This is a genomic window from Cellulomonas terrae (assembly GCF_007990265.1).
Taxonomy (GTDB): Bacteria; Actinomycetota; Actinomycetes; order Actinomycetales; family Cellulomonadaceae; genus Cellulomonas; species Cellulomonas terrae.
Genome location: NZ_BJWH01000001.1, coordinates 63,032 through 87,795, shown reverse-complemented (window position 1 = coordinate 87,795; position 24,764 = coordinate 63,032). Strand labels below are relative to the sequence as shown.

Here is a 24,764-nt window from a genome sequence, read left to right as displayed (position 1 = left end):
GTGACGAGCGAGCGGACGGTCCTGATGCTGTGCGGGTGCGGGACGCGGCCCCGTCCCGGTCCTGGATCACCAGGACCGGGACGGGACCGGTCACGCGGGGAGCCGGATCAGCTCGCGTTGGCCTCGGCGGCGGCCACGAGGTCCGCCTGGAAGCCGGCGAGGTCGCCGCCACCGGTGGTGAACTTGCTGGTGGCGTCGGAGATCGCGTTGACCCAGGCGGTCGGCGCCGCGGCACCGTGCGCGAGCGAGGACACGATGGTGTCCTGGCTGAACGACGCCATGGCGGACTGCTGGTAGGCCGAGAAGTCCTCGGGCTTGGCGTCGTTGCGGGCCGGGATGGAGCCCTTCGCCTTGTTGAACGCGACCTGGCCGTCGAGCGACCCGATCGTCTTCAGCCACGCCTTGGCGCCGACGGGGTGCGGGGCACCCACGGCCAGCGTGAACGAGTCGGCGAGGAAGTCGAAGACGCCGTCCGTGCCGGGGACCGGCATGTAGACGTAGTCGGCCGGAGACTTCTTGCCGGCCTCCTCGAACGCTGCGACGGCCCAGTCGCCCATGACGTTGAACGCGGCGTTGCCGTCGATGACCTGCTGCGTCGCGTCGGGCCAGTCGAGGCCGTCACGGTCCTCGTTGGTGTAGCCGATGAGCTTCTCGAAGTCGGCGAGCGCCTCGGTGACCTCGGGGCTGGACCAGTCCGTCGACCCGTCCCAGAGACCGGTGTAGCCGTCGGCGCCGAGGCTGGAGAGCAGGATGGTCTCCAGCAGGTTGACCTGCGTCCACGTGGTCGCCAGCGACAGCGGCGTGCGACCCGTCTTCTCCCGGACGGCGTCGAGCGCGACGAACCAGTCGTCGAGCGTGGCGTACGTCGCGGCCGGGTCGAGACCCGAGTCCGTGAGGAGCTGGGTGTTGGCCCAGACGACGTTCGCGCGGTGGATGTTCGAGGGGATCGAGTAGATCTTGCCGTCGACCGTGAGGCGCTCGACCAGGTCGGCCGGGAACGCGTCGCGCAGACCGAACTCGTCGTACAGGCCCGAGACGTCCTCGACCTGGCCGGCGTTGATGTAGTCGGTCAGCTCGGCGCCCGCGTGGGCCTGGAACGTGTCCGGCGGGTCGTTGGCCTGCAGGCGCGACTGGAGCAGGTCCTTGGCTGCGGAGCCGGCGCCACCGGCGACGGCACCGTTGACGAACTCGACGTCCGGGTTCTGGACCTCGAACACGCCCACGAGGGCGTCGAGGCCGAGCTTCTCGGAGCCGCTGGCCCACCACGTGAAGACCTCGACCTCCTCGCTCTTGCCGCTGCCCGTGTCGTCGCCCGTGTCGCCGGAGCTGCACGCTGCCAGCGCGAGGCTGGCGACGGCGAGACCTGCGGCCATGGCGGTGAACTTGCGTGCTGTACGCATGTGACTCCTACGCCTTCGTTGCCGTGGAAAGGGGTACTGGTCCTGCTGGCCGTGGGTGGGAGGTCCCGCGGCCCGGTGTGCTCGCCCGGCCGCGCAGAGCGCCGGCCGGACGATCGGCCGGACGCTCCTGGGTGCGCCTCGGCCGATCCGGGTCACATCTCATAGGCGTGCCACCATTGAAGTCAAGAAGTGAACGCATGCGAGGCCGAATCGTGATCTGAGGTTCACCCTCTGGAGCCAGGCGCTTCGAGACGATGCCGACGCAAGCCCCAACGGGCGCATTTCCGACGTATCTGCGCAGGTGGGCGCATTGTCCGGTCCGTGTCGGCGGAGCCCTGACCCGCGATCTGCCGCGGGTCCGGTGCGATCCACGAGCTGCCCGCAATGGCCTGTGTATCCTTCGCGCGTGGGCAATGACCGGGTTACTCCGGGCTCCCAGACTTCACTGCGTGAAGCCAACCGGGCGCGGATCGTCAGCGCCGTCCAGCAGCGTGGGTCGCTCACGCAGGTCGAGCTGGCCGGTGTCACCGGCCTGTCCCCGGCCACCGTGTCCAACATCGTCAAGGAGCTCACGAGCGCCGGCGTCCTGCACACGGCCCCCACCTCGCGCAGCGGCCGCCGTGCGCAGCAGGTGACGCTGGCCCGCAACCTCGGGCTCGTCGCGGGCATGCACTTCGGCACGCGCTCGCTGCGCGTGGCACTGTCCGACGTGGCGCACCGCATCGTCGCCGAGCAGCGGATGCCGCTGCCGCCCGACCACCGCGCCGACCAGGGGCTCGAGCGGGCGGCGCTGCTCCTGACCGAGATGGTGGACTCCGTCGACGCCGTGCTGTCCGAGGTGCTCGCCGTCGGCGTCGGCGTGCCCGCGCCCGTGGACGTCCGCACAGGCCAGCTGTCCTCCCTCGGCATGCTCCGCGGGTGGGACGGCGCCGCGGTGCCGCAGCTGCTCGGCGAGCGGCTGGGCCTGCCCGTCTACATCGACAACGACGCCAACCTCGGTGCGCTCGCCGAGGTCCGCCTCGGTGCCGCCCGCGGCAAGCAGCACGTCGTCTACGTGCGGGCGTCCCACGGCGTCGGCGGCGGCCTGGTGCTCGGCGGCGAGGTGTTCCACGGCCGGGTCGGCGCCGCGGGGGAGATCGGCCACACGACGATCGACGACCAGGGCCCCATCTGCCGGTGCGGGAACCGCGGCTGCCTGGAGATGTACGTCGGCGCGCCGGTGCTGCTCGACATGCTGCGGCCCAGCCACGGCAACCTCACCCTCCGCGACGTCATCGCGCGCGCCGAGGCCGGGGACGCCGGCTGCCGGCGCGTGATCGCCGACGCCGGGCACCACCTCGGCGTGGCCGCCGCGGGTGTCTGCAACCTGTTCGACCCCGAGCTCCTCGTCGTCGGAGGGGAGCTCGCGGACGCCGGGGAGATGCTCCTGGAGCCCCTGCGCACGGCGCTCACCCAGCGCACCATCCCCAGCACGGCCGGACCCGTACCCGTCGTCGGTGCGGAGCTCGGTGCCGCGGCCGAGGTGCGCGGGGCGCTCGCCGTCGCGCTCGACACGGTCACGATCGCCGGCGCCGGGGCGGTGGTCGTGTGACCCGCGCGCCGCTCGCCGCCCTGGCCCTGCTCCTCGCCCTCGCCGGGTGCGCCCCACCTCCCCAGGGCCCGGCCCCGTCCGACCTGGTCATCGCCCTGCTGCTCCCGGAGTCGAAGACCGCCCGGTATGAGGCCGTCGACCGCCCCCAGTTCGAGAAGGTCGTGGCCGACCGCTGCCCCGACTGCACCGTCATCTACGCCAACGCCAACCAGGACGCGGCGGCGCAGCAGCAGCAGGCGGAGTCCGCGCTCACGCAGGGCGCCGGCGTGCTCGTGCTCGACGCGGTCGACGCCGCGGCGGCCGTGAGCATCGTCGGGCAGGCGCACCGTCGCGGCGTCCCCGTCATCGCCTATGACCGGTTCATCCAGGACGCCGACCTCGACTACTACGTCTCGTTCGACAGCCGACGGATCGGCCGCCTCCAGGGCGACGCGCTCGTCCGGGACCTGGCGGCCGAGAGGTCCGGGCCGCAGGATCCGCCGCAGGGTGTCCTCCTGGTCAACGGCTCCGCCACCGACCCGAACTCCGCGGCGCTCGAGGCCGGGGTCGCGGACGCGTTCGAGGGCGCCCCGATCGAGGTGCTGGCCGCCTACGACACCCCCGACTGGAGCCCCGACAAGGCGCAGGAGTGGGTGACCGGCCAGCTCACCCAGTACGCCGGACAGGTCGACGCCGTGTACGCCGCCAACGACGGGACCGCCGGTGGCGCGATCTCGGCGATGAAGGCCGCCGGGCTCGACCCCGTCCCGCCCGTCACCGGGCAGGACGCCGAGCTCGCGGCCATCCAGCGGATCGTCACTGGCGACCAGTCCATGACCGTCTACAAGGCGATCAGCGAGCAGGCGCGCACCGCCGCCGAGCTCGCCGTCCGCGTGCTGCGCGGTGAGGTGCCGGTCACCACCGCGCGGGTGCAGGGAGTGCCGTCCCTGCTGCTCAGCCCCGTGCCCGTGACCCTGGACGACGTGCGCCGCGTCATCGTCGACGGCGGCGTCTACACCACCGAGGAGATCTGCGTGGAGCCCTACACCGACGCCTGCACCGCCGCAGGCCTGCTCGACGGGGGGACGTCATGACCGGGTCCACCGTTCCCGTCCTTGCGCTCCTGGGAGTGTCCAAGAGCTACGGCGCTGCACGCGCCCTCGTCGACGTCGACCTGCAGGTGCACGCCCACGAGGTGGTGGCCGTCATCGGCGACAACGGTGCCGGCAAGTCCACCCTCGTCGGCGCGCTGACCGGAGCCCTCGTCCCCGACGAGGGCGAGGTGCTCGTCGACGGGAGTCCCGTCACGCTGTCGGACCCGTCGGTCGCGCGCGGCCTCGGCATCGCCGCGGTGTTCCAGGACCTCGCCCTGTGCGCGAACCTGGACGTCGTCGAGAACCTGTACCTCGGGCACGAGGCCCAGCGCGGTCCGCTGCTCGACGAGGTCACCATGGAGAAGCACGCGTGGGAGCTGCTCAACCAGCTCGCCGCCCGGGTGCCGTCGGTCCGCGTGCCTGTCGCCGCCCTGTCCGGCGGGCAGCGCCAGGCTGTCGCGATCGCCCGGTCCCTGCTGGGGGAGCCGCGCGTGATCGTGCTCGACGAGCCCACCGCGGCCCTCGGGCTGCGGCAGACCGCCGAGTTCCTCACGCTGGTCGAGCGGCTGCGCGAGCGGGGCCACGGAGTCCTGCTGACCAGCCACTCGCTCGCCGACGTGCAGGCCGTCGCGGACCGCATCGTCGTCCTGCGGCTCGGCCGCACCAACGGGGAGTTCGACGCCGCGAGGACCAGCTACGAAGAGCTGCTCGCCGCCGTGACGGGGATCCAGCGATGAACGACCTCGGGCTGGCCGCCTCCACGTGGCAGCGGCTGCGCACCGGCGACCTCGGCGTCCTGCCCGTCGCCGTGGTGCTCGTCCTGATCGGGCTCGTGTTCCAGGCGCTCAACCCGCACTTCCTGTCCGCGGACAACCTGGTCAACCTCACGCAGCAGGCCGCCGCGACCGGCGTCATCGCGCTCGGCGTGGTGCTCACGCTGCACGTGGGGCAGATCGACCTGTCGGTCGGCGCCGTCTCCGGGCTGGCCGCGGCCGTCGTGGCCGTCGGCTCGGTCCAGCTCGGCTGGCCGCTGTGGCTCGCGGTCCTCGCCGCGCTCGCGGTCGGGGTGCTCGTCGGGTCGATCTACGCGGCGCTGCACACCCGGCTGGCGGTGCCCAGCTTCGTGTTCACCCTCGCCGGTCTCCTGGTGATCACCGGGCTGCAGATGCGCGTGCTCGGCCCCACCGGCTCCGTGAACCTGCCGTTCGAGTGGTGGCTGGTGCGGTTCTGCCAGACGGCGTTCCTGGCGCCGGCCACGTCGTGGGCGATCGTCGCGCTGGTCGTGGCCGGGTACGCCGCGGGCCGGGTGACCGACCGGGTCCGGCGCGTCCGCGCCGAGCTGCCCGTCGCGCCCCTGTGGCAGGTCGTGGCCCGGGTCGTCGCCCTGGCCGCCGGGCTCTCGGTCGTCGTCGCCTACCTCGGCACCAACCGGGGCGTCGGCGCGGTGTTCGCGCTGTTCGTCGGGCTCGTCGCGCTCACGGACCTGATGCTCCGCCGGACCCGCTGGGGCCGGTTCGTCCGTGCCGTCGGCGGGGACGCCGAGGCGGCGCGCAAGGCCGGGGTGCCCGTGCGACGCGTCTTCGTGTCCGCCTTCGTCGCGTGCTCGACGCTCGCCGCGCTCGGCGGGGTGCTGGCCGTCGGCCGGCTCGCGGCCGCGAACCAGGGCAGCGGCGCCGGGGACACCAACCTCACCGCGATCGCCGCCGCCGTGATCGGCGGGACCAGCCTGTTCGGCGGGCGCGGGTCGGCGTGGTCCGCCCTCGTCGGCATCCTCGTCGTGCAGTCCATCTCCACCGGGCTCACCCTGCTCAACCTCGACCAGTCCGCCCGCCTGGTCGTCACCGGCCTGGTCCTGGCGGTCGCCGTCACGATCGACGCCCTCCAGCGCCGGGCCCGCGAGGCCTGACGGCACGCCCGCTCGGCGCTCGTGTGAGGACTTCGTTCCGCTCAGGGGAACGAAGTGCACACACGACCGTGCCGCCCCGGGGCCTGTGGACCGTGGGTCTCCCAGAGGCTGGTGCTGCGGGACGCTGCGCTGATGAGCGACGGTCGACGACCCCAGCGCCCCGCGGCTCGACAGCCGTCCCACGCGACCGCAGCTCGGGTCCCACCGCAGGTGGACGCGGCAGCACGGATCCTCATCGCGCGGCAGGAGAGCGTGGTGACGTCCGCGCAGCTGCGCTCGTGGGGGGTGGGCCGGGCGGTGACGTCGCGACGCATCGCCCGCGGTGACTGGCAGCAGCCGTGGCGTGGCGTCGTCGTCCTGCACTCGGGCACGATCACGTGGCGGGAGCGCGCGCGTGGCGCCCTGCAGTACTGCGGCGACGGGGCAGCCCTGTCGCACTCCTCGGCGGCGTTCGTGCACGGGATCGTCGCGACGCCCGGATCCCGCATCGTGGTGAGCATCCCGGCCCGCAGAACCGTGTCGGAGCAGCCCGGCCTGGACGTCCGACGCCGACGGCAGATGCCGCACGCAGGCGGGCGGCTGCGTGCGATCGGCGTCGACGTCACGGTGCTGGACCTCGTGCACGAGCTCGACTCGGAGGATGACGTGGTCGGTCTGGTGTGTGCGGCGGTCCGCGCCGGCGTCCTGCCGGGTCGACTCCTGGTGCACTCCGGTCAGCGGCGCTTCCTCCGGCACCGGGGCCTGGTCCGCGCTCTGCTCGGGGACGAGGGGTCAGGCGTCGAGTCCCCGCTCGAGCACCGGTACGTGCGTGACGTCGAACGGCCGCACCGGCTGCCGGTCGCGCATGCGCAGGTGCGTGAGCGGGTCGGTGGACGCTGGATCCGCGCGGACCGCGTGCACGTCGGACTCGGGGTGCGGATCGAGCTGGACGGGCAGCTCGCGCATCCATCGGGACGCACGGACCTCGACACCTGGCGCGACAACGCCGTCCTGATCGAGCGGTCCGAGATCACGCTGCGCTACCGGTGGCAGCACGTCGTGGCGCAACCGTGCGCGACGGCCGCGCAGGTGGCGGCGGCGCTGCGCTCGCGCGGCTGGACCGGCAGCCCACGGCGGTGCTCGCCCACCTGCCTTGTGCTCGCGTGATGACATCGTTCCGCTGAGGGGAACGATGTCATCACGCGAGCGTCCCTCAGCCCCGTGAGCAGGGGGCTCCGTTGAGGGCGAAGTCCGTCGGTGCCGTGTTCGTGCCCGGGTGCGAGCCGTTGAGGCCGAACTGGAACGAGCCGCCCGCCGGGATCGAGCTGTTCCACGCGGCGTTCTTCGCCGAGACGAACGACCCGGTCTGCGTGGTGACCGAGCTCCACGCCTGCGTCACGACCTGACCCGACGGCCACGTCCACGTGAGCGTCCACCCGGTGAGCGCCACGTTCGACCGCACGGTGAGGTTCCCGGTGAAGCCGGTGTTCCACTGGTTCACGGTGTAGGTGACGGTGCAGCCGATCGAGGGCGTCGGGCTGGGCGGCGGGGTGGTCGGTGCGGGGGTCGTGGGAGCCGGGGTGGTCGGTGCCGGGGTGGTCGGTGCCGGGGTCGTCGGCGAGGGCGTCGTCGTCGAGTCCAGCCCGAAGAAGCGGATCGCCGCGGCGGCGTCGACGGGGAGGTTGTGGCCGACGTTCTGGAACGTGGTCGCCTCCACCGGCGCCCGGTCGCCCGTCGCGCCGTAGCGCGTCCGGACCTGGTTGCTCGCGGGGTAGTCGGTCGACGCCGGCGTCGCGCTGACACCGAGCACGTTGGTCCACTGCTTGATGGCCTCGCCGTGGTTCACGTAGCTGAGCGTCGTGTCCTGCGACCCGTGCCAGAGCTGCACGCGAGGCCGTGCACCCGTGTAGCCGGGGTACGCGGCGCGCGCGAGGTCACCCCACTGCTGGCCGGTCCGCACCAGTCGCCCGCCGGAGCAGTCGCTGTTCCAGGGTGCCTGCGCCCCGGTTCCGGGCGGGGGAGAGGTCGTCGAGAAGCAGGTGGCCGGGACGCCCGCGAACGCCGAGCCAGCGGCGAACACGTCGGGGTAGGTGGCCAGCAGGACCTGCGTCATCATCGCGCCCGACGAGACCCCTGCGACGAACACCCGGCTCGTGTCGGTCGTGTACCGCTGCTGCACGTACCGGACCATCGAGACGATGCTCGTCGGGTCGCTTGCGCCACCGTGCCGCAGCGCCTCCGACGAGCTCACGTCGAAGCAGCTCCCGCTCCGGTTGGCCTGCGGGTAGATGACGATGTAGCCGTACCGCGTGGCCAGCTCGTCGAACTGCGAGCCGTTGTACATCGCCTGTGCCGACCCCGTGCAGTAGTGCACCGCGACGACCACGGCCGGCCTGGCCGGTAGCGAGTCGGGCACGAACAGGCTCATGCCGAGCCCGCCCGGATTGCTGCCGAAGCTGGAGACGGTGACCAGGGACGCGGCCTGCGCGGCGGGCGCGGTGCCCAGGGCGGCGGCCGCGAGACCGAGCACTCCGAGCGCGAGGGTGGTGGCGGCCGCGACGGTGCGGCGCAGGGACGGCTTCATCGGTGTCCTCCGGAAGAGTGCGACCGATAGTTTCGAGCCATCTATCGGAATCGACCTTCGGAGCATGCCCGCCGACGACCGCGCAGGTCAGGGCGCGAAGCGTTTCAGCGGAACACGATCGTGCGGTGCCCGTCGAGGAGCACCCGGTGCTCCGCGTGCCAGCGCACCGCCCGCGCCAGCGCGCGCCGCTCGACGTCCTGCCCGAGCGCGACCAGGTCCTCGACGTGCCGGCTGTGGTCGACGCGCTCGACGTCCTGCTCGATGATCGGACCCTCGTCGAGGTCCCCCGTCACGTAGTGCGCCGTCGCGCCGATGAGCTTGACGCCGCGGTCGTGCGCCTGCGCGTAGGGGCGGGCGCCCTTGAACGACGGCAGGAACGAGTGGTGGATGTTGATGACCTGTCCCGCGAGCCGGCGGCACAGGTCGTCGGACAGGATCTGCATGTAGCGCGCGAGCACGACGAGCTCGACGTCGAGCTCCTCGACGAGGTCCAGCAGCCGCGCCTCGGCCTGCGCCTTGGTGGCCGCCGTCACCGGCACGTGGTGGAACGGGATGCCGTAGAACTCGGCCAGCGGCGCCAGCGTGGTGTGGTTCGACACCACGGCGACCAGCTCGATCGGCAGGTTCTCCGACCGCTGCCGGAACGCGAGGTCGTTCAGGCAGTGCGCGGCCGTCGAGCCCATGACGAGGGTGCGGACGGGCCGGCCCACCACGTCGAGCGACCAGTCCATCTCGAACTGCCGCGCCACCGGGGCGAACGCCGCCTCGAGCTCGGCGCGCGGCGTCGCTGCCGTGACCTGCACGCGCATGAAGAACAGCCCCGACAACGGGTCCCCGAACTGCTGCGACTCGGTGATGTTGCCCCCGTGCTCCGCCAGCAGCCCGGCCACCGCGTGCACGATCCCGGGGCGGTCGGGGCAGGACAGCGTCAGGACCAGGTGGGTGGGATCCAGCGAGACGGGGGACACGAGGTCCGAGAGTAGTGGTCGGGCGGATCGGCTGACACGATGGGCCGCATGACGCAGCCCGACCTCGACATCCGTTCCGTGACGATCGACGACGCCGGTGAGCTGCTGACGCTGCGCCGCGCCGCGTTCGTGACCGAGGCCCAGCAGTACGGGGATCCCCACATCCCGCCGCTCACGCAGACCCTCGAAGAGCTCCAGGAGGACCTGCAGCGCGAGGGCGTCATCACTCTTGGCGGCTGGTACGGGCACCGCCTCGTCGGCTCGATCCGCATGCTCATCGAGGGCCCGAAGGCCACCCTCGGACGGTTCGCCGTCGCCCCCGACCTGCAGGGCCAGGGCTTCGGGACCCAGCTGCTCATGGCGATCCTGCCGCACCTGCCCGAGGGCATCGAGGAGGTCTGGGTGTTCACCGGCCGCGACTCGGTCCACAACCTCGCGCTCTACGCCAAGCACGGCTACGAGCACCAGCACGACCAGACCGCGGGCGACCTGACGTACGCGTACCTGCGCAAGATCCTGGGCGACGGAGACGGCTCGCAGGTCGACGCCTGATCCCAGACCCGGCCTCGCTCAAGTGCGACGCCGGCGCCGCCGATGCTGACGTGTGCCCGATCCGAGCGAGCAAGCCCTGTCAGACGCCCGGGCACCAGAAGCCGTGGACGACGACCGCCGCCAGCTGGTCATGGCCTGGGCGGGAGCGGCCGACAACGCCGACGAGCTCGACCTGGCGACTCGGCTGATCGAGGAGTCGGGCCTGCCTGCGCAGGAGACCGCGTCGCGTCGCGCCGGCATCGCCTTCCTGCGTGGCGATGCGGCGGGGGCGATGGCGATCCTGACGGACGTCGGCCGCGCCGACGTCCCGGCCGGCGGCCCGCAGCACCTCGATCACGTCGTGGCCCTGGGGGCTCGCGCGGTCGGTGGCGATCACGCATCGTTCGCGCGGCTGGTCGCCGTCGGCGCAGCCATCCCGGGCGCGTACCGGTCGATGTACCTCTACGTGCTGGCGGTGACGGGCGACCGTCTAGGGCAGGTCGGGGTGGCGGACGAGGCCTGGCGCGCTCTGGCGGTCGACCACGGGGTCCACACCCCGCTCGTGCTCAGCCGGTTCCTGGCCGGCTGGGTCGCCGGCCGGGACACGCAGGACGGGAACCGGGCGGCGGTCCGGGTCATCGAGGCCGCCGAGTCGCTGCGCGCCACGTCCCCCCGACCGTGGGAGGACGCGAGCACGACGAAGCGCACGGCTGACGCTCTGGTGCAGCGGGGCGACACCGCAGGGGCCGCGATGCTGGTCGCTGCCGTGGTCCGGACCAGCCCGCCGCAGCCACGACTCGCGGAGCTCGGTGAGAGGATCCGGCCCGCCGCCTCGAAGGCCGCCGTCGTCGTGCCGTTCCTCGTCGCCGCCGTGGCGACGCTGGCCGCCGGTGTGCTCGGGCTGCTCGCCGGCGTGGTGCTCATTCGGCTCGTCCGGCGGAGCTGGCGCATCATTCCGAGCATGTCCCTCGTCGACGAGCGGGCCTGGTTCGGTCTCGACCGGCTCCAGTTCGACGCGCGCAAGCAGCGGACCACGGACGGGACCACGCAGGTCCGAGGGCTCGTCGTCCTGCTCGTCCTGGTCGGCCTGATCGCAGGCAGTGTCGCTGCGGCGGGTCTCTCTGGGCTCGGTTCCGACTACTGGCCGACCGCGCCCGACGCGATCGCGGTCGGGCTCTGGCTCGTGCCGCTCGTCGCGCTGCCCGTCCTCGGCGGGGTGCTCGGGGTGCGGGCCGTCCGCCTCCTCGACGCCCGAGCCATCCTCCGACGAGACGCGGACGAGGACCGCGCCCGCCTCGCGGGAGCCACCAGCTGCCGATGCTGGGAGTCCTCTGGCCTGACCGGACCGTTCGCGGCCGCCTACGCGTCGGTCCACTTGCGGCCCAGCCCGGACCCCGGCTTGAGCACGCCGCCGGCGGGGCGGACGACCGTCACGTTGGAGTGCCCTCTGTCCGGGGTCCGCTGGCTCTCGACCACGACCGAGAGCGGCATCTCGGCGCTCCTGCTGCGCGGGACGCCACGCGTTGCCTCGGACGCCCCCACCGGTTGGACCGGCTCCGGCGGGTACCTCTGAGTAGTCGGACGGCGGCACGTCGCGGGGCGGCACGTTCCGCAGGACCGGTGAGACTCCCGGCACGGCGTTCGGCTTGCTACCCTGTGCCGGTCGCGACTGGCGCAGCAAGGTGGGTCACCACCGGGGAGCGACGCAGCAGCAGACCAACGGGTCGGACGCCTGGGCCCCCGGTCACCACACACGAGTGTGCGGGTGCCGGACGCGCGCGTACACGCTGACTGCCGACAGGAGTGCTTCATGAGCGCCGACCAGATCCCTCTGATGGATCAGAACATCGCCCAGCTGGACCCGGAGATCGCCGCCGTCCTCGACGGTGAGCTCGCGCGCCAGCAGGGCACGCTCGAGATGATCGCGAGCGAGAACTTCGTCCCCCGCGCCGTCCTGCAGGCGCAGGGCTCCGTGCTCACCAACAAGTACGCCGAGGGCTACCCGGGCCGCCGCTACTACGGTGGCTGCGAGCAGGTCGACATCGCGGAGACCATCGCGATCACCCGCGCCAAGGAGCTGTTCGGCGCCGAGCACGCGAACGTCCAGCCGCACTCCGGCGCGACGGCCAACGCCGCCGTGCTGCACGCCCTGATCAGCGCGGGCGACAAGATCCTCGGCCTGGAGCTGGCCCACGGCGGCCACCTCACGCACGGCATGAAGATCAACTTCTCGGGCAAGCTCTACGAGGTCGGCGCGTACGGCGTGGACCCGCAGACGTTCCTCGTGGACATGGACGTCGTCCGCGAGAAGGCGCTCGAGCAGCGTCCCGACGTCATCATCGGCGGCTGGTCCGCGTACCCGCGCCAGCTCGACTTCGCGGCGTTCCGGTCCATCGCCGACGAGGTGGGGGCCAAGCTCTGGGTCGACATGGCGCACTTCGCCGGCCTCGTGGCCGCGGGCCTGCACCCGAGCCCCGTGCCGCACTCGGACGTGGTGTCCTCCACGGTGCACAAGACGATCGGCGGCCCGCGCTCGGGCTTCATCCTCAGCCGCGAGGAGTACGCCAAGAAGATCGACTCGGCCGTGTTCCCGGGCCAGCAGGGCGGCCCCCTCATGCACGTGATCGCCGCCAAGGCCGTCGCGTTCAAGGTGGCCGCGAGCGAGGAGTTCAAGGACCGCCAGCAGCGCACGCTCGACGGCGCCCGCCTCATCGCCGAGCGCCTCTCCGCGCCGGACGTCGCGGCCGCCGGTGTCTCCGTCCTCACGGGCGGCACCGACGTGCACCTGGTCCTCGTGGACCTGCGCCACTCCGACCTGGACGGCCAGCAGGCCGAGGACCTCCTGCACTCCGCCGGCATCACCGTGAACCGCAACGCGGTCCCGTTCGACCCGCGCCCCCCGCGCGTCACCTCGGGCCTGCGCATCGGTACGCCCGCGCTGGCCACCCGCGGCTTCGGCGACGTCGAGTTCACCGAGGTGGCGGACATCATCGCGACCGCGCTGATCAACGGTGCGTCGACCGACGTCGCGGCGCTCAAGGCCCGGGTGCTCAAGCTCACCGACGGCTTCCCGCTGTACTCCGACCTGCAGCAGTACTGATGACGGCCCAGATCCTCGACGGGACCGCCACCGCGGCCCGGATCAAGGCCGAGCTGACCGAGCGGGTCGTGGCGCTCGCGGCCCGGGGCGTCCGCCCCGGGCTCGGCACGCTGCTCGTCGGCGACGACCCCGGCTCACGCTGGTACGTCGCCGGCAAGCACAAGGACTGCGCGGAGGTGGGCATCGCCTCGATCCGGGAGGACCTGCCGGCCACGGCCACGCAGGACGAGATCGAGGCGGCGGTCCAGCGGCTGAACGAGGACCCGGAGTGCACCGGGTTCATCGTGCAGCTGCCGCTGCCCCAGGGCATCGACGCCAACCGGGTGCTCGAGCTCGTCGACCCCGACAAGGACGCCGACGGGCTGCACCCGACCAACCTCGGTCGCCTGGTCCTGCGCGTCAACGAGCCGGTGACCTCGCCACTGCCGTGCACGCCGCGGGGCATCATCGACCTGCTGCAGCGGCACGACATCGACCTGCGCGGCGCCGACGTCGTCATCGTCGGGCGCGGGGTCACGGTGGGCCGCTCGATCGGGCTGCTGCTCACCCGCCGGGAGATCAACGCGACCGTCACGCTGACCCACACGGGCACCGCGGACCTCGCGGAGCACACCCGCAACGCCGACGTGGTCATCGCGGCCGCGGGCGTGCCGGGGATCATCACGGCGGACATCATCAAGCCGGGGGCGGTCGTCATCGACGTCGGCGTCTCGCGGTCCACCGATCCGGAGACCGGCAAGAGCCGTGTCGTCGGCGACGTGGACCCCGGCGTGCGCGAGGTCGCCTCCTGGGTGTCGCCCAACCCCGGCGGCGTCGGGCCGATGACCCGCGCGATGCTGCTGAGCAACGTGGTGGACACCGCGGAGCGCCTGCTGGGCTGACATCTCCTGCGACCGGGGCCAGGCTGGTTCGGTGACGGCCGGCCCCGGTCGTCGGAAGGGAGCCCACCCATGGGCATCGTCCGTCCGCACCTCTGGTTCGACGACCAGGCCGTCGCTGCCGCGCGCTTCTACGCCGAGGTCATCCCGAACACCGTGGTCCACTCCGTCGCGACGGCGCCCGCGGGGGTGCCGGGCGTCGCCAAGGGCACCGAGTTCCTCGTCGAGCTCACCCTCGACGGCATGCGCGCGACCTTCCTCAACGCCGGCCCCTCGTTCACGCTCGACGAGGCGTTCTCGTTCGTCCTCGACTGCGCCGACCAGGCTGAGATCGACCACTACTGGGAGGTCCTCACCGCCGACGGGGGCCGTCCGAGCGAGTGCGGCTGGCTCGTCGACAAGTTCGGCGTCTCGTGGCAGATCGTGCCCGCGCAGCTGGACGACCTCATGTCCCGGCCCGACGCCGAGGGAGTCGCGCGCGCCACGGCGGAGCTGCTCACCATGGGCAAGCTCGACATCGACCGGCTGGAGCGGGCGTACCGCGGCGAGTGACAGGACTGTCGGCGGGATCGGGTTGGATGGTCCGGTGCTGACCATCGCGAGCGTGAACGTCAACGGGATCCGGGCCGCCTACAAGCGGGGGATGGGGACCTGGCTGGAGGCCCGGAAGCCGGACGTGGTCCTGCTGCAGGAGGTGCGTGCGACGGACGAGATCCTCGCGGACCACCTCCCGGCCGGCGAGTGGCACCTCGCGCACGAGGCGAGCGAGGCCAAGGGGCGGGCGGGCGTCGCGATCGCGAGCCGGCTGCCGATGTCCGCGGTCCGGATCGGGCTGAAGACCGGTGTCACCGGCGACTCCGGGCGCTGGGTCGAGGCCGACCTGGAGCTTCCCGCGCACGAGGGCGCTCCGGCGCGGAGCATCACCGTCGTGTCCACGTACCTGCACTCGGGCACTCTGGGGACGCCGTCGATGGACGAGAAGTACGCGTTCCTCGACCACGTCACCGGCCGGTTGGCGGACATCGCGGAGCAGGGCGGCTATGCGGTCGTCGCCGGGGACGTGAACATCGCTCACCGCGAGGCGGACATCAGGAACTGGAAGGGCAACCTGAAGTCCGCCGGGTTCCTGCCGCGTGAGCGCGCCTACCTGGACCGCTGGTTCGACGACCTCGGCTGGCGCGACCTGGGCCGCGAGCTAGGCGGCGAGGGACCGGGGCCGTTCACCTGGTGGTCGTGGCGCGGGAAGGCGTTCGACAACGACGCCGGCTGGCGCATCGACTACCAGCTGGCCACCCCGGACCTGGCCGACGCTGCCGTGAGGGCGACCGTGGACCGTGCGGCCACCTACGCCGAGCGGTTCTCCGACCATGCGCCGGTGGTGGTCGAGTACGACCTCTGAGGCGCGGCGCGTCCGGCGCTCCGTACGCCGCCGACCGGGCAGCTCCCGACGTCGAGCGCGTCTCGCCACGTCTGGCCGTGCCGGTCTCGGGTGAATCGCTTAGCGTGGCCGCAGGCGGGGGAGCGCGACAGGAGGGCCTGTGACGCAGCGCGGGGCGGGGCGGGGCGTGGCCGTGCTGGTGTCTGCCCTCGTCGTGCTGGCCGGCCTGGTGCTCGTGCCGTCGACCGCCGCGCACGCGGACTTCGCGTCCCAGTGCGCTGCCCCCACGCGCACCGTCGACGCCGGTGCCACGTCGATCACCGTCGCGCCGGGCGAGGTGGTGCTCGTCGATGCGGACGTCACGGCCGGGATCGACGTCCTTCCCGCCGGCGGGACGCTGTGCGTGGCACCGGGCGCCACCCTGACCGGGCAGTACATGAACAACGCCGCGGGCGCGCTCGTCGTCGCGGCCGGCGCCACCCTCGACCTGCCGTCCGTCGTCGTCAACGCCGGGTTCTCCCTCGACCTCGAGGGGACGGCGAGCGTCGACGGCCTCGGTGTCAACGGCAGCGCCGACGTGCACGTCTACGCGGGCGCCGAGCTCGTCGTGGCCGGGAGCTTCACGCCTGCGGGCGGCGGCTACCTCAACGAGGGTGCGTTCGAGGTGCAGGGCGACCTCATCCTCAACACCGCTGCGCACGTCGAGAACAGCGGATCGCTGACCGTCGCCGGCAGCGGCACCGTGAACGGCACGCTCGACAACGCCGGCCTCGTGACGTTCGGCGGCGGGCTGACGGTGAACGGCTCGGGTGCGCTGCAGAACGTCTGCGTCCTCAGCACCGCCGGGAACTTCGTCAACGACAGCCCGGTGTCGGGGAACTCCGGCGTGATGACCGTCGAGGGCGTGTTCCTGAACAACGGCGGGTGGCGGCAGTCGGGCGTCGCGGTGCTGACCGCGGCGGGCCTGACCGACGACGGGTCGGTCGGCGGCTTCGGTGGCTATCGGTTCTCCGGGACCACGACGGTCCAGGGCAGCTTCGTGGGGGACTCCGCGGTCGACCCGATCCGCGTGCAGACCGTCGCGCCGCCGGGGCAGATCTTCGACGTCGCGACGGGCACGGTGACCAACGTGGTCCGGACCACGGTGCCGTCGGCCGCCGAGCTGCCCGACTGTGCGGTCCCGGGGAACACGACCGCCGACCTCGAGGTCAGCAAGTCCGGCCCGGCGACGGTGCTCGAGGGTGGCACGGTCACGTACGAGGTCGTCGTCGCCAACCACGGTCCCGCCGTCGCGCAGGACGTCGTGGTCAGCGACGCGCTGCCGGCGGGCTTCACGCTCGTCCCGGGGTCCACGACAGGCACGGTGGTCGACGGTGCCCTGACGTGGGAGCTCGGGACCCTGGCCGTGGGAGCGACCGTCCCGCTGACCTTCTCCGGCACGGTCACGGCGGCCGCGGGCTCGACCCTGGTCAACGTGGTGAGCGGGACGTCCTCCACGACGGACCCGTCGCCGTCCAACAACGACGGGAGCGCGGAGTCGGGCCGCGTGACCACGCAGGTCGTCGGCACACCGCCGCCCGTCAACAACCCGCCCGTCGCCGACGACCTGGTCCGCGACACCGTGACCGGGGCGCTCGTGGTCGGGACGGTGACCGCGAGCGACCCCGACGTCGGTCAGGAGCTCACGTTCACGGCGCTCGTCCGGCCTACGAACGGGCTGCTCTACCTCGGCCCGAGCGGTGGGTTCGTCTACGTCTCGGACTCGGACTTCGCCGGGATCGACACGTTCACCTACCAGGTCTGCGACAACGGGACTCCCGTGGCGTGCGACACGGCGACGGTGACGATCAACGTCCGGCCGCGGGCGTCGGACGACCTCGCGGAGACGTTCGTCGACGTCCCCGTGACGGTCCCGGTGCTCACGAACGACACCGATGGGGCACCGCTCGACGCGGCACCCGCGACGCCACCGGCGAACGGTTCCGTGACTCTCGACCCCGCGACCGGGCAGGCGACGTACACGCCCGACCCGGGCTTCGAGGGGGTCGACACGTTCGTGTACCGCATCTGCTCGCCCACGGCTCCCGCGTTGTGCGACACGGCGACCGTGACGATCACGGTGCGACCCGCCAACAACCCGCCGACGGTCGAGCCGCTCGCGCTCGTGACGACGACGGGCACGCCGGTGACCGGCAGCCTCGTCGTCGGTGACCCCGACGCCGGGGACGTGGTGACGTCGTTCCGCGGGGTGCCGCCCCGCACCGGCACGGCGGTCGTGGCCGGCGACGGGACGACGACCTACGCACCCCGCGCGGGCTTCGCGGGCCGCGACTCGTTCGGTGTCTTCGTCTGCGACGACGGGACGCCGCAGCTGTGCACGACGGGCCCCGCGACGGTCGACGTCTACCCGGTGGCCGCACCGGACGCCGCGACGACGCAGCAGGACACCGCGGTGGACGTCGCCGTTATCGGCAACGACCTGGGCGACGTCGCGGCTCCGTCCCTCGCCTCGCCGCCCTCCCGCGGGACGGTGGCCTTCGCGGGGGGGACGGCTCGGTACGTGCCTGCCGCAGGGTTCGTGGGGACCGACACGTTCACGTACACGATCTGCGCCTCGACTGCCCCGGACCTCTGCGCGACGACGACCGTGACGGTCACGGTCGCCGCCGCGCCGGCGCCGCCCGCACCGGAGCCGACCCCGGCTCCGCCCGCGGGTGGCGGCGCACTGGCGGTGACGGGGGCCGGGCCCGCACCGCTGCTGCTGGCGGGCGCGGTGCTCCTCCTCGTCGGCGGGGTCCTGCTCGTGGTGGCCCGCCGTCGCGCGTAGCTGTCGGTCCCTGGTCGGGCTCAGGCGGTGGGCGGCACCTCGTCGACGACGGGAGCGCCCGGCAGGTCGCGCATCCGCAGCAGGGGCGAGAAGACGACGGGCAGCGCGGCGAGCGCCGTGATGCCGACGGACACCCACAGCGTCGGCAGCACGCCGAAGGAGGTGCCCAGCCAGCCGCCGAGCAGCCCGCCGATCGGCATCGAGCCCCACACGATGAAGCGCACGGAGGCGTTCATGCGTCCGAGCAGCGGAGGAGGGCACACGCGCTGCCGGAAGCTGACCTGCGCCACGTTGTAGACGATGACGGCGAAGCCGAAGGTCGCGCCTCCCGCGACGAGCAGCGGCCACGCAGGGGCCACGCCCGTGGCGGCGAGCGGGGTGAGGGCCACCGCGGGTGCGGTGACGAGCGCGGACAGCGGGATGATCCGGCCCTCCCCGACCCACTGGGCGAGCCGGCCCGCGACGACGGCGCCGACCAGTCCGCCGATCGCGGACGCGGACAGGATCGCACCGTAGGCGGCGGTCCCCAGGCCGAGGGTCCGCAGGACGTAGATCACGAGGACGGCGCCGCCGACCGCGTTCGCGAAGTTGGCCAGCGACGTGCAGGCGACGATCCGCCGCAGGTACGGCTCGTGCACCACGAAGCGCAGGCCCTCGGCGATCTCGACGCGCAGCGGGCGGCGGGTGTCGGGGTGCGGCGGCGTCTCCTGCTGCCGGATCCGCCCGACGGCGAACGCGGAGACCAGGTAGGTCACCACGGTCACCGCGATGAGCGCCGGTGCCGCGATGACCCGCAGCAGCAGGCCGCCGAGCGCGGGTCCCACGACCTGGGCGACGGACGCGGTCGCCTGCAGCTTGGAGTTGCCCTCGACGAGGTGGTCGAGGCCGACGAGGCCGGGGATGTAGCTCTGATGGGACACGTCGAAGAACACGGTCGCCACGCTGATGATCAGCGCAGCGACGATCAGCAGGGGGACGGTGGCGTGCCCCGTGGCCGCGGTCACGACGACCGTGGCGAGCACGGCCGCGCGCACCAGGTCCGCGACGATGAGCACCCGCCGCTTGCGCATCCGGTCCACCCAGGCGCCCGCGGGCAGGCCGATGACCAGGAACGCGGCGTGCTCGGCGGCGTTGAGGACGCCCATCTCCCACTCGGTCGCGGCGAGCTGCTGGACGGCGAAGATCGGGAGCACCAGAGCGGTCAGCTGCGCGCCCAGCTGACCCAGGGCGTCTCCGGTCCAGAGCCGGCGGAAGTCCGGGTGGTGGATCAGCGACCGGGTGGCCGTGGCGTCGGGGGTGCTCACGCGGCCCAGCATCGACAACTGATTGGGAAATGTCAATCACTGTGGGAGGATCGACCCATGACCGAGCCAGCCCCCCGGGACACGGCGGAGATCGACGCCGACGCGCGCGCCCTCGCGAGCACCGTCCGCATCCGCATCCTGCGGCTGTGCCTCGACGAGGCCCTGACCAACCGCGAGATCGCCGAGCGCCTGGACCGCAACCCCGCCACCGTCCTGCACCACGTCCGCACGCTCGTCGACCGCGGCTTCCTCGCGGCGCAGCCCGCCCGGCGCGGGACCCGTGGGTCGCGCGAGGTGCCCTACCGGGCCACCGGCAAGTCGTGGCGGACCCCCGGCGGCCCCGGCATGGGCCGCGTCCTCATCGACGCGTTCCTCGAGGAGGTCGCGCTCGTCGACCCGCAGGACATCGTCGCCACCCGCCTCGGCCTGCGGCTCGACGCCGCCGGGTACGAGGAGCTGGCCACCCGGGTCGGCGCCGTCTTCGACGACTTCGCCCAGCGGCCACCCACCCCGGACGGCACCCCGTACTCGATCTTCTGGGCCCTGCACGAGGACGTGTCGCGTCAGACCCCGCCGCGCAAGGCCGCGATGGGCTCGATCGACGCGGCCTTGAGCGACGGGTAGAGCCCGGCCAGCAGACCGATCACCCCACCCGCCAGCGCGGCGACCCCGACCATCCGCAGGTCGAGGATCGGGGTCCACTCCTGGGCGGCGCTGACCCCGACGACGACGGCGACCCCGAGCGCGGCGCCCAGCATCCCGCCGAGCAGCCCGACCACCACCGACTCGACCATGAACTGCGCACCGATGTCGCGCCGCGTCGCCCCGAGCGCCCGCCGCAGACCGATCTCACCGACGCGCTCCAGCACCGACAGCAGGGTCACGTTCGCGATCCCGACCCCACCGATCAGCAGCGCTACGCCACCGAGGGCCAGGAAGATCGTGTTGACGTCCGCCTGCACGCTCTGCCGCACCGTGGAGGTGGCGGGCGGGGTCTGGACGTCGATCGTCTCGGGGGCGTTCGGGCTCAGGGCGGTCGGCAGCTGGCTGCCGACGACGGGACCGGCGCCGACCGCGAGGTGCAGGTGCAGCTGGTCCGGTGACGCCAGCGCGAAGTCCGCGCGAGCGGTCCCCTCGGGCATCAGGACCGAGGTGAGCACGTCGGACCGTCGCTGCACGTCGTCGACGATGCCGATGACCTGGTAGGCGCGGTCGCCGATGAAGATCGACGGCTGCCGATCCACCCGGACCACGCCGAGCCGCTCGGCCGCGGCGGCACCCAGCACGACGACCCGGTCGGCGCGGGCGTCGTGACCCGCGTCGAAGTAGCGGCCCTGCACGATGCGGCCGCGCACGGCCTCCAGCGCCCCCGGGGAGGTCGCGACGACGTCCGGCGCGACCGTCCGGGCGGCCGACGGGTCGTGCACGGGGACCGCGGTGATCTCGGCGCCGCCGACGTCCACGGTCGAGAAGGTCCCGGCGGCCTCGACGCCGGCGAGCCGCTCCGCGCGGGCCGACGCGTCCCACGGCAGCGACCCGAGGGCGCGCGCGGAACCGTCCCAGCCGTTGCTGGTCTCCGGCTCGGCCACCGCCTGCGTCGCCGCGACGGCGTCGAACTGCTTGTTGATCTGCCCCGACGCGGTCTGCGCCAGCCCGACCGTCACCACGACCGAGGCGATGCCGAGCACGGTGCCCAGGATGGTCAGGAGCAGCCGTCCCGGCCGCGCACCGATGCCGGCGGCGGCCTCCGCGAGCAGGTCCCGCAGCCCGAACCGGTCGGACCGCGCCACGCGCTCGGTCACCGCGGTCATGCGATCTCCTGCAGGTACCCGTCGGCGATCCGGACCCGGCGCTGAGCGCGCACCGACACCTCGTCGTCGTGCGTGATGACCAGCAGGGTCAGCCCGCCCGCGTGCAGCTCGTCGAACAGGTCGAGGACGCTCGCCGAGCTCTCCGAGTCGAGGTTGCCCGTCGGCTCGTCGGCCAGCAGCACGCGAGGCTGGGCGACGACCGCCCGCGCGACGGCCGCCCGCTGCCGCTCACCACCGGACAGCACGGTCGGGACGAAGTCGATGCGGTGGCTCAGCCCCACCCGGTCCAGCGCGGCCAGTGCGCGGTCTCGCCGCTCCGCCCGGGGCACCCCGCTGTACAGGGTGGCGAGCAGCACGTTCTCCAGCACGGTCCGGTGCGGCATGAGGTGGAACGCCTGGAACACGAACCCGATGTGACCGGCCCGCAGGGCGGCGCGCTCGCGCTCGCCGGCGCCGGCCGTCGGGATGCCGTCGAGCAGGTACTCGCCGTCGGTCGGCTTGTCCAGCAGGCCGAGGAGGTTCAGGAGCGTGGACTTGCCGGAGCCCGACGGTCCGACGACCGACAGGTAGTCGCCGGAGCCCACCACGAGGTCGGCCGGGTGCAGCGCGTGGACCGGCGGGTCGCCCGGGAACTGCCGGGCAGCGCCGCGCAGCTCCAGCACCGGAGGGACCGGCTCGAGGCTCTCGGCGGGGCCGAGCAGGTCGAGGACCGTCACTCGTCGCCCGCCTCGGCGTCGGCCGACTTCTCGTCGGTTCCGGCCACGCCCACCACCACCAGGTCGCCCGCGGTGAGCGGTGTCTCCGAGCCCACGATCTCGACGTACCCGTCGGCGGCGAGCCCGGTGGTGACCGTGACGAGCGAGCTGGCCGTGCCCCCGCTCCCGGCGAGCTCGACGCGCGACTCCCCGCCCGGTCCGGCGGTCAGCGCCGCGAGCGGCACGGCCAGAACCTCGCCCTCCGTCGAGCTCACCGGCACCCGGACACGGACGTTGGTGTTCTGCAGCGCGAGGACCTGCTCCTGCGTGAGGTCGCCGAGCGTGAAGACCACCGTCCGGCGGTCACCCTTCGGCTCGTTCTCCTGCTCCTGCTCCTCGCCCTCCGTCTCGCCCTCGGTCGACGTGGGCGTCGCCCTGGGGTCGGTGACCTCGGCGACGGTGACGGGCAGCTCCTGGTCGTCGAGCACGATCGACCCGACCGTGCCCACCGCGAGGAGCTCGGCGTCCGCACGCGTCGCGCTGCCGGTGATCTGGATCGTCGCCCCGGACACGCTCATGAACTCACCGGTGATGGTCCCGCCGCGGGTCGCGTCGACGACGTCCACGCGGCGGGGGAGCGACGGCACGAACACGATCTCGCTCGCCGGCAGCGGGGTCAGCGTCGCGGCCTGCGCCTCGGACTGGTCCTCCCGGGCCGCCGCCAGCTGCGACTGCGCCGACGCGACGGCGGCCCGCTGCGCACCGGTGTCCGCCGGGTTGCCCGCCTCGGCCCGCGCCGCCTTCGCCTGGGCGAGCGCGCCCTGCGCCTCCACCACCGCGACGGGGCTGCACGGGGCCTCCTCGGTCGGGGCGGTGCACCGGGCCTGCTCCTGGTCGAGCGTCGCCTGGGCGACCGTGACCGACGTGTCCAGGCCGATGATCTCCGACTGCAGCGGGCCCACGGCCGCGGCGGCCAGCTCGCGCTGGGCGGCGCTGAGGGCGTCCTGCGCCGCCCGGACACCGTCGCGTGCCGCGGCGACCGCGTCCTGGAGCTCCTCACCCGCGGACGGCGGCTCGTACCCGACCCTCTGGTACAGCGCGCGGACGCCCGCAGCGGTCGCGGCGTCGTACGCGTCGCTCCCGGCGTTGCCGGGGTCGATGCCGAGGCCGACGAGCGCGGCCTTGAGCTGGCGGACGTCGGGCCCGGAGACCCCCGCCCGCAGCGAGCGGTACGTCGGCAGGTCGCCGGGCAGGACGATGACCGGCCGGCCGACGATCTCGAGCGCGACCGACGCCGGGCCGATCTCCGCGCCGACCACCGGCACCTGGCCGGTGACGACGGCCGGGCCGCCCAGGTCCCCGGTCTCCACCCGCAGGGCGACGGGGTCGTCGTACCCGATGTCACCACGGATGACGAGCTCGTTCGCGATGACCCGGCTCTCCACCGGCACCGTGATGGGACCGGCCGTCGGGGGTGCCGCGTCGGCGGCGGCCTTGCCCGGCGACACGATCAGCCGGCTCAGGAGGACCCCTGCGGCGAGGCAGACGACGGCGACGACCGCCATCACCACGATGGTGCGACGCCCTCCGGTGACCTGCGTGCTCACGATGCGGTTGCTCACTTGGACGCCTGGGCCGCCTTCTCGACCATGGCGTCGAGCTCGTCCTTGTGCGCGTCGATGAACTCCTGCTCGATGGCGAACTGCGCCTCGAGAGCGGCGCGGGCCGCACCGGTGCTGTCCTGGCAGGTGCGGTCGGCGACGGCGGTGGCGATCTCCTGGTCGCGGATCTCGGCCAGGGCGGCCTCGTCCTGCGTCCCGGTCTCCTCGTCGTAGGGGATCTCACCGGTCAGCTTGTAGATGCTGTCCTGCGCCTCCTGCGGGTTGGCGAAGTCGTAGCCCTCGTCGGCCATGCAGTCGGCCCACTTCGCGTACGCCTGCGTCGTCCGCTCGTCGGTCTGCGTGTCCTGCCACAGCTCGTTCATCGCTTCCGTCAGGTCCGCGAACTCCGGGTCGTCCCAGACCTGGCCCGCCTCGTAGACCTCGTGCTGGGCCTTGCCCTGGCAGCCGGCGGTGGTCCAGTCGTACTCCTCGACCTCCGCCTCGGCGGTCTCCTCGTCGACGGGCTCCTCCGACATGGCCTGGGCGCCGTAGAGGGCCTCCCAGAACGCCTGCTGCTCGGACTCGCTCATCGTGGCGACGTAGTCGGCGTTCGGGTCCACCCACTCCTCGTCGGCGCCGTCGTTCATCGGCATGTCCTGCGACGTCGTGGCGCCGTACCCGTACTGCTCGGCGTACTCCAGCGAGTCCCACGCAGGCATCTCGTCGTCGCTGTCCTCCACGGCCTTGCTCATGCCCGAGGTGTCCTGAGGCGTGTACTCGAAGCCCTCGTCCTGCATGCAGGCGGCCACGATCTCCTCGGAGCGGGCCATCTGGGCGTCCATCTCGGCCTCGTCCTGCGACCCGCCGAGCTTCTCCCAGTACGCCGCGAGCGGGCTGTCCTCGTACGTCAGCGTCGCGTCACCCGTCGGTCCGCCGCCGGAGGAGCACCCTGTGAGGAGGGCCAGGGCGACGACCCCCGTGGCGATCGCGGTGAAGGTCGGCGTCGTTCTCATCGTGGCGTGCCCTTTCGGCAGGGGGGAGTCACAGTCGCTCTCACTGGTGTGTCGCCCAGGACGATATCGGGCGAGAACGGGACAAAGATCATCCCGTGGGGTGATCTCGCTGCACCGCCGGGAGG

21 protein-coding genes and 1 riboswitch are annotated in these 24,764 nt (G+C 72.9%); of the genes, 13 read left to right on the top strand and 8 right to left on the bottom strand.

What is annotated here, in order from left to right; translation table 11 throughout:
- Nucleotides 1-107: 107 nt before the first annotated feature.
- Nucleotides 108-1,400: an ABC transporter substrate-binding protein gene (locus CTE05_RS00385; RefSeq protein ID WP_146844159.1), complete on the bottom strand. Its 1,293-nt coding sequence runs from the start codon at nt 1,398-1,400 to the stop codon at nt 108-110.
- A gap of 406 nt (nt 1,401-1,806) precedes the next feature.
- Here CTE05_RS00385 and CTE05_RS00380 point away from each other — a divergent pair, with 406 nt between their 5' ends.
- The 5 genes from CTE05_RS00380 (at nt 1,807) to CTE05_RS00360 (ending at nt 7,116) form a co-directional block, all read left to right on the top strand.
- Nucleotides 1,807-2,991 (top strand): ROK family transcriptional regulator, encoded by a 1,185-nt coding sequence (locus CTE05_RS00380; protein ID WP_146844158.1) that lies wholly within the window; start codon nt 1,807-1,809, stop codon nt 2,989-2,991.
- Nucleotides 2,988-4,064 (top strand): substrate-binding domain-containing protein, encoded by a 1,077-nt coding sequence (locus CTE05_RS00375; protein WP_222595388.1) that lies wholly within the window; start codon nt 2,988-2,990, stop codon nt 4,062-4,064. Before CTE05_RS00380 ends, CTE05_RS00375 begins: the two co-directional genes overlap by 4 nt.
- Entirely contained in the window at nt 4,061-4,801 is a 741-nt protein-coding gene (locus CTE05_RS00370; protein ID WP_146844157.1) for an ATP-binding cassette domain-containing protein, read from the top strand. The genes CTE05_RS00375 and CTE05_RS00370 overlap by 4 nt, the downstream gene beginning before the upstream one ends.
- Nucleotides 4,798-5,970, top strand: a complete 1,173-nt coding sequence (locus CTE05_RS00365) for a sugar ABC transporter permease (protein ID WP_146844156.1) — start codon at nt 4,798-4,800, stop codon at nt 5,968-5,970. Before CTE05_RS00370 ends, CTE05_RS00365 begins: the two co-directional genes overlap by 4 nt.
- 132 nt (nt 5,971-6,102) lie before the next feature.
- The gene (locus CTE05_RS00360) at nt 6,103-7,116 is read left to right on the top strand and encodes a hypothetical protein (RefSeq protein WP_146844155.1); all 1,014 of its coding nucleotides are present in this window, start codon (nt 6,103-6,105) and stop codon (nt 7,114-7,116) included.
- 46 nt (nt 7,117-7,162) lie between these two features.
- Here CTE05_RS00360 and CTE05_RS00355 read toward each other — a convergent pair whose 3' ends face one another.
- The gene (locus tag CTE05_RS00355; protein ID WP_146844154.1) at nt 7,163-8,533 is read right to left on the bottom strand and encodes an extracellular catalytic domain type 1 short-chain-length polyhydroxyalkanoate depolymerase; all 1,371 of its coding nucleotides are present in this window, start codon (nt 8,531-8,533) and stop codon (nt 7,163-7,165) included.
- A gap of 104 nt (nt 8,534-8,637) precedes the next feature.
- Nucleotides 8,638-9,501 carry a formyltetrahydrofolate deformylase gene (gene purU / locus CTE05_RS00350; RefSeq protein ID WP_146844153.1) on the bottom strand — a complete coding sequence of 288 codons (864 nt, stop codon included), beginning with the start codon at nt 9,499-9,501 and terminating at the stop codon, nt 8,638-8,640.
- Between the two features lie 48 nt (nt 9,502-9,549).
- Here purU and CTE05_RS00345 point away from each other — a divergent pair, with 48 nt between their 5' ends.
- From CTE05_RS00345 to CTE05_RS00315, 7 genes are all read left to right on the top strand, one after another.
- Entirely contained in the window at nt 9,550-10,053 is a 504-nt protein-coding gene (locus tag CTE05_RS00345) for a GNAT family N-acetyltransferase (RefSeq protein ID WP_146844152.1), read from the top strand.
- A gap of 103 nt (nt 10,054-10,156) precedes the next feature.
- Nucleotides 10,157-11,605, top strand: a complete 1,449-nt coding sequence (locus CTE05_RS00340) for a hypothetical protein (protein WP_146844151.1) — start codon at nt 10,157-10,159, stop codon at nt 11,603-11,605.
- An 82-nt stretch (nt 11,606-11,687) separates the two neighbouring features.
- Nucleotides 11,688-11,777, top strand: a riboswitch (ZMP/ZTP riboswitch).
- A 65-nt stretch (nt 11,778-11,842) separates the two neighbouring features.
- The gene (gene glyA / locus CTE05_RS00335; protein ID WP_146844150.1) at nt 11,843-13,132 is read left to right on the top strand and encodes a serine hydroxymethyltransferase; all 1,290 of its coding nucleotides are present in this window, start codon (nt 11,843-11,845) and stop codon (nt 13,130-13,132) included.
- Nucleotides 13,132-14,013, top strand: a complete 882-nt coding sequence (locus CTE05_RS00330; RefSeq protein ID WP_146844149.1) for a bifunctional methylenetetrahydrofolate dehydrogenase/methenyltetrahydrofolate cyclohydrolase — start codon at nt 13,132-13,134, stop codon at nt 14,011-14,013. The genes glyA and CTE05_RS00330 overlap by 1 nt, the downstream gene beginning before the upstream one ends.
- 69 nt (nt 14,014-14,082) lie before the next feature.
- On the top strand, nt 14,083-14,562 hold the full coding sequence (locus CTE05_RS00325; protein WP_146844148.1) for a VOC family protein: 480 nt from the start codon (nt 14,083-14,085) through the stop codon (nt 14,560-14,562).
- Nucleotides 14,563-14,596: 34 nt separating this feature from the next.
- Nucleotides 14,597-15,409, top strand: coding sequence for an exodeoxyribonuclease III (locus CTE05_RS00320; protein ID WP_146844147.1), 813 nt, complete (start codon nt 14,597-14,599; stop codon nt 15,407-15,409).
- Between the two features lie 139 nt (nt 15,410-15,548).
- Entirely contained in the window at nt 15,549-18,215 is a 2,667-nt protein-coding gene (locus CTE05_RS00315) for an Ig-like domain-containing protein (protein WP_146844146.1), read from the top strand.
- Nucleotides 18,216-18,235: 20 nt separating this feature from the next.
- Here CTE05_RS00315 and CTE05_RS00310 read toward each other — a convergent pair whose 3' ends face one another.
- Complete coding sequence (locus CTE05_RS00310) at nt 18,236-19,519, bottom strand: MFS transporter (protein WP_246123168.1); 1,284 nt, start codon at nt 19,517-19,519, stop codon at nt 18,236-18,238.
- Nucleotides 19,520-19,576: 57 nt separating this feature from the next.
- Between CTE05_RS00310 and CTE05_RS00305 the strand changes: the two genes are divergently transcribed.
- The gene (locus tag CTE05_RS00305; RefSeq protein WP_146844144.1) at nt 19,577-20,143 is read left to right on the top strand and encodes an ArsR/SmtB family transcription factor; all 567 of its coding nucleotides are present in this window, start codon (nt 19,577-19,579) and stop codon (nt 20,141-20,143) included.
- Here the strand turns inward: CTE05_RS00305 and CTE05_RS00300 are convergent.
- Genes CTE05_RS00300 through CTE05_RS00285 form a run of 4 tightly spaced genes read right to left on the bottom strand, consistent with a single transcriptional unit; the run spans nt 20,083 to nt 24,639 of the window.
- The gene (locus tag CTE05_RS00300) at nt 20,083-21,330 is read right to left on the bottom strand and encodes an ABC transporter permease (RefSeq protein WP_146844143.1); all 1,248 of its coding nucleotides are present in this window, start codon (nt 21,328-21,330) and stop codon (nt 20,083-20,085) included. The two genes, CTE05_RS00305 and CTE05_RS00300, sit on opposite strands and share 61 nt — an antisense overlap.
- A complete protein-coding gene (locus CTE05_RS00295; protein ID WP_146844142.1) occupies nt 21,327-22,046 on the bottom strand; it encodes an ABC transporter ATP-binding protein in 720 nt (239 codons plus the stop codon). The genes CTE05_RS00300 and CTE05_RS00295 overlap by 4 nt, the downstream gene beginning before the upstream one ends.
- Complete coding sequence (locus CTE05_RS00290) at nt 22,043-23,647, bottom strand: hypothetical protein (protein WP_246123167.1); 1,605 nt, start codon at nt 23,645-23,647, stop codon at nt 22,043-22,045. Before CTE05_RS00290 ends, CTE05_RS00295 begins: the two co-directional genes overlap by 4 nt.
- Nucleotides 23,644-24,639, bottom strand: coding sequence for a hypothetical protein (locus tag CTE05_RS00285; protein WP_146844141.1), 996 nt, complete (start codon nt 24,637-24,639; stop codon nt 23,644-23,646). Before CTE05_RS00285 ends, CTE05_RS00290 begins: the two co-directional genes overlap by 4 nt.
- Between the last annotated feature and the right edge of the window lie 125 nt (nt 24,640-24,764).

What these genes read in the sequence shown, in the direction of transcription:
- CTE05_RS00385 (WP_146844159.1), bottom strand. Translation starts at nt 1,400, where the DNA reads ATGCGTACAGCACGCAAGTTCACCGCCATGGCCGCAGGTCTCGCCGTC.
- CTE05_RS00370 (WP_146844157.1), top strand. Translation starts at nt 4,061, where the DNA reads ATGACCGGGTCCACCGTTCCCGTCCTTGCGCTCCTGGGAGTGTCCAAG.
- CTE05_RS00365 (WP_146844156.1), top strand. Translation starts at nt 4,798, where the DNA reads ATGAACGACCTCGGGCTGGCCGCCTCCACGTGGCAGCGGCTGCGCACC.
- CTE05_RS00360 (WP_146844155.1), top strand. Translation starts at nt 6,103, where the DNA reads ATGAGCGACGGTCGACGACCCCAGCGCCCCGCGGCTCGACAGCCGTCC.
- CTE05_RS00355 (WP_146844154.1), bottom strand. Translation starts at nt 8,533, where the DNA reads ATGAAGCCGTCCCTGCGCCGCACCGTCGCGGCCGCCACCACCCTCGCG.
- CTE05_RS00345 (WP_146844152.1), top strand. Translation starts at nt 9,550, where the DNA reads ATGACGCAGCCCGACCTCGACATCCGTTCCGTGACGATCGACGACGCC.
- glyA (WP_146844150.1), top strand. Translation starts at nt 11,843, where the DNA reads ATGAGCGCCGACCAGATCCCTCTGATGGATCAGAACATCGCCCAGCTG.
- CTE05_RS00330 (WP_146844149.1), top strand. Translation starts at nt 13,132, where the DNA reads ATGACGGCCCAGATCCTCGACGGGACCGCCACCGCGGCCCGGATCAAG.
- CTE05_RS00325 (WP_146844148.1), top strand. Translation starts at nt 14,083, where the DNA reads ATGGGCATCGTCCGTCCGCACCTCTGGTTCGACGACCAGGCCGTCGCT.
- CTE05_RS00305 (WP_146844144.1), top strand. Translation starts at nt 19,577, where the DNA reads ATGACCGAGCCAGCCCCCCGGGACACGGCGGAGATCGACGCCGACGCG.
- CTE05_RS00300 (WP_146844143.1), bottom strand. Translation starts at nt 21,330, where the DNA reads ATGACCGCGGTGACCGAGCGCGTGGCGCGGTCCGACCGGTTCGGGCTG.
- CTE05_RS00285 (WP_146844141.1), bottom strand. Translation starts at nt 24,639, where the DNA reads ATGAGAACGACGCCGACCTTCACCGCGATCGCCACGGGGGTCGTCGCC.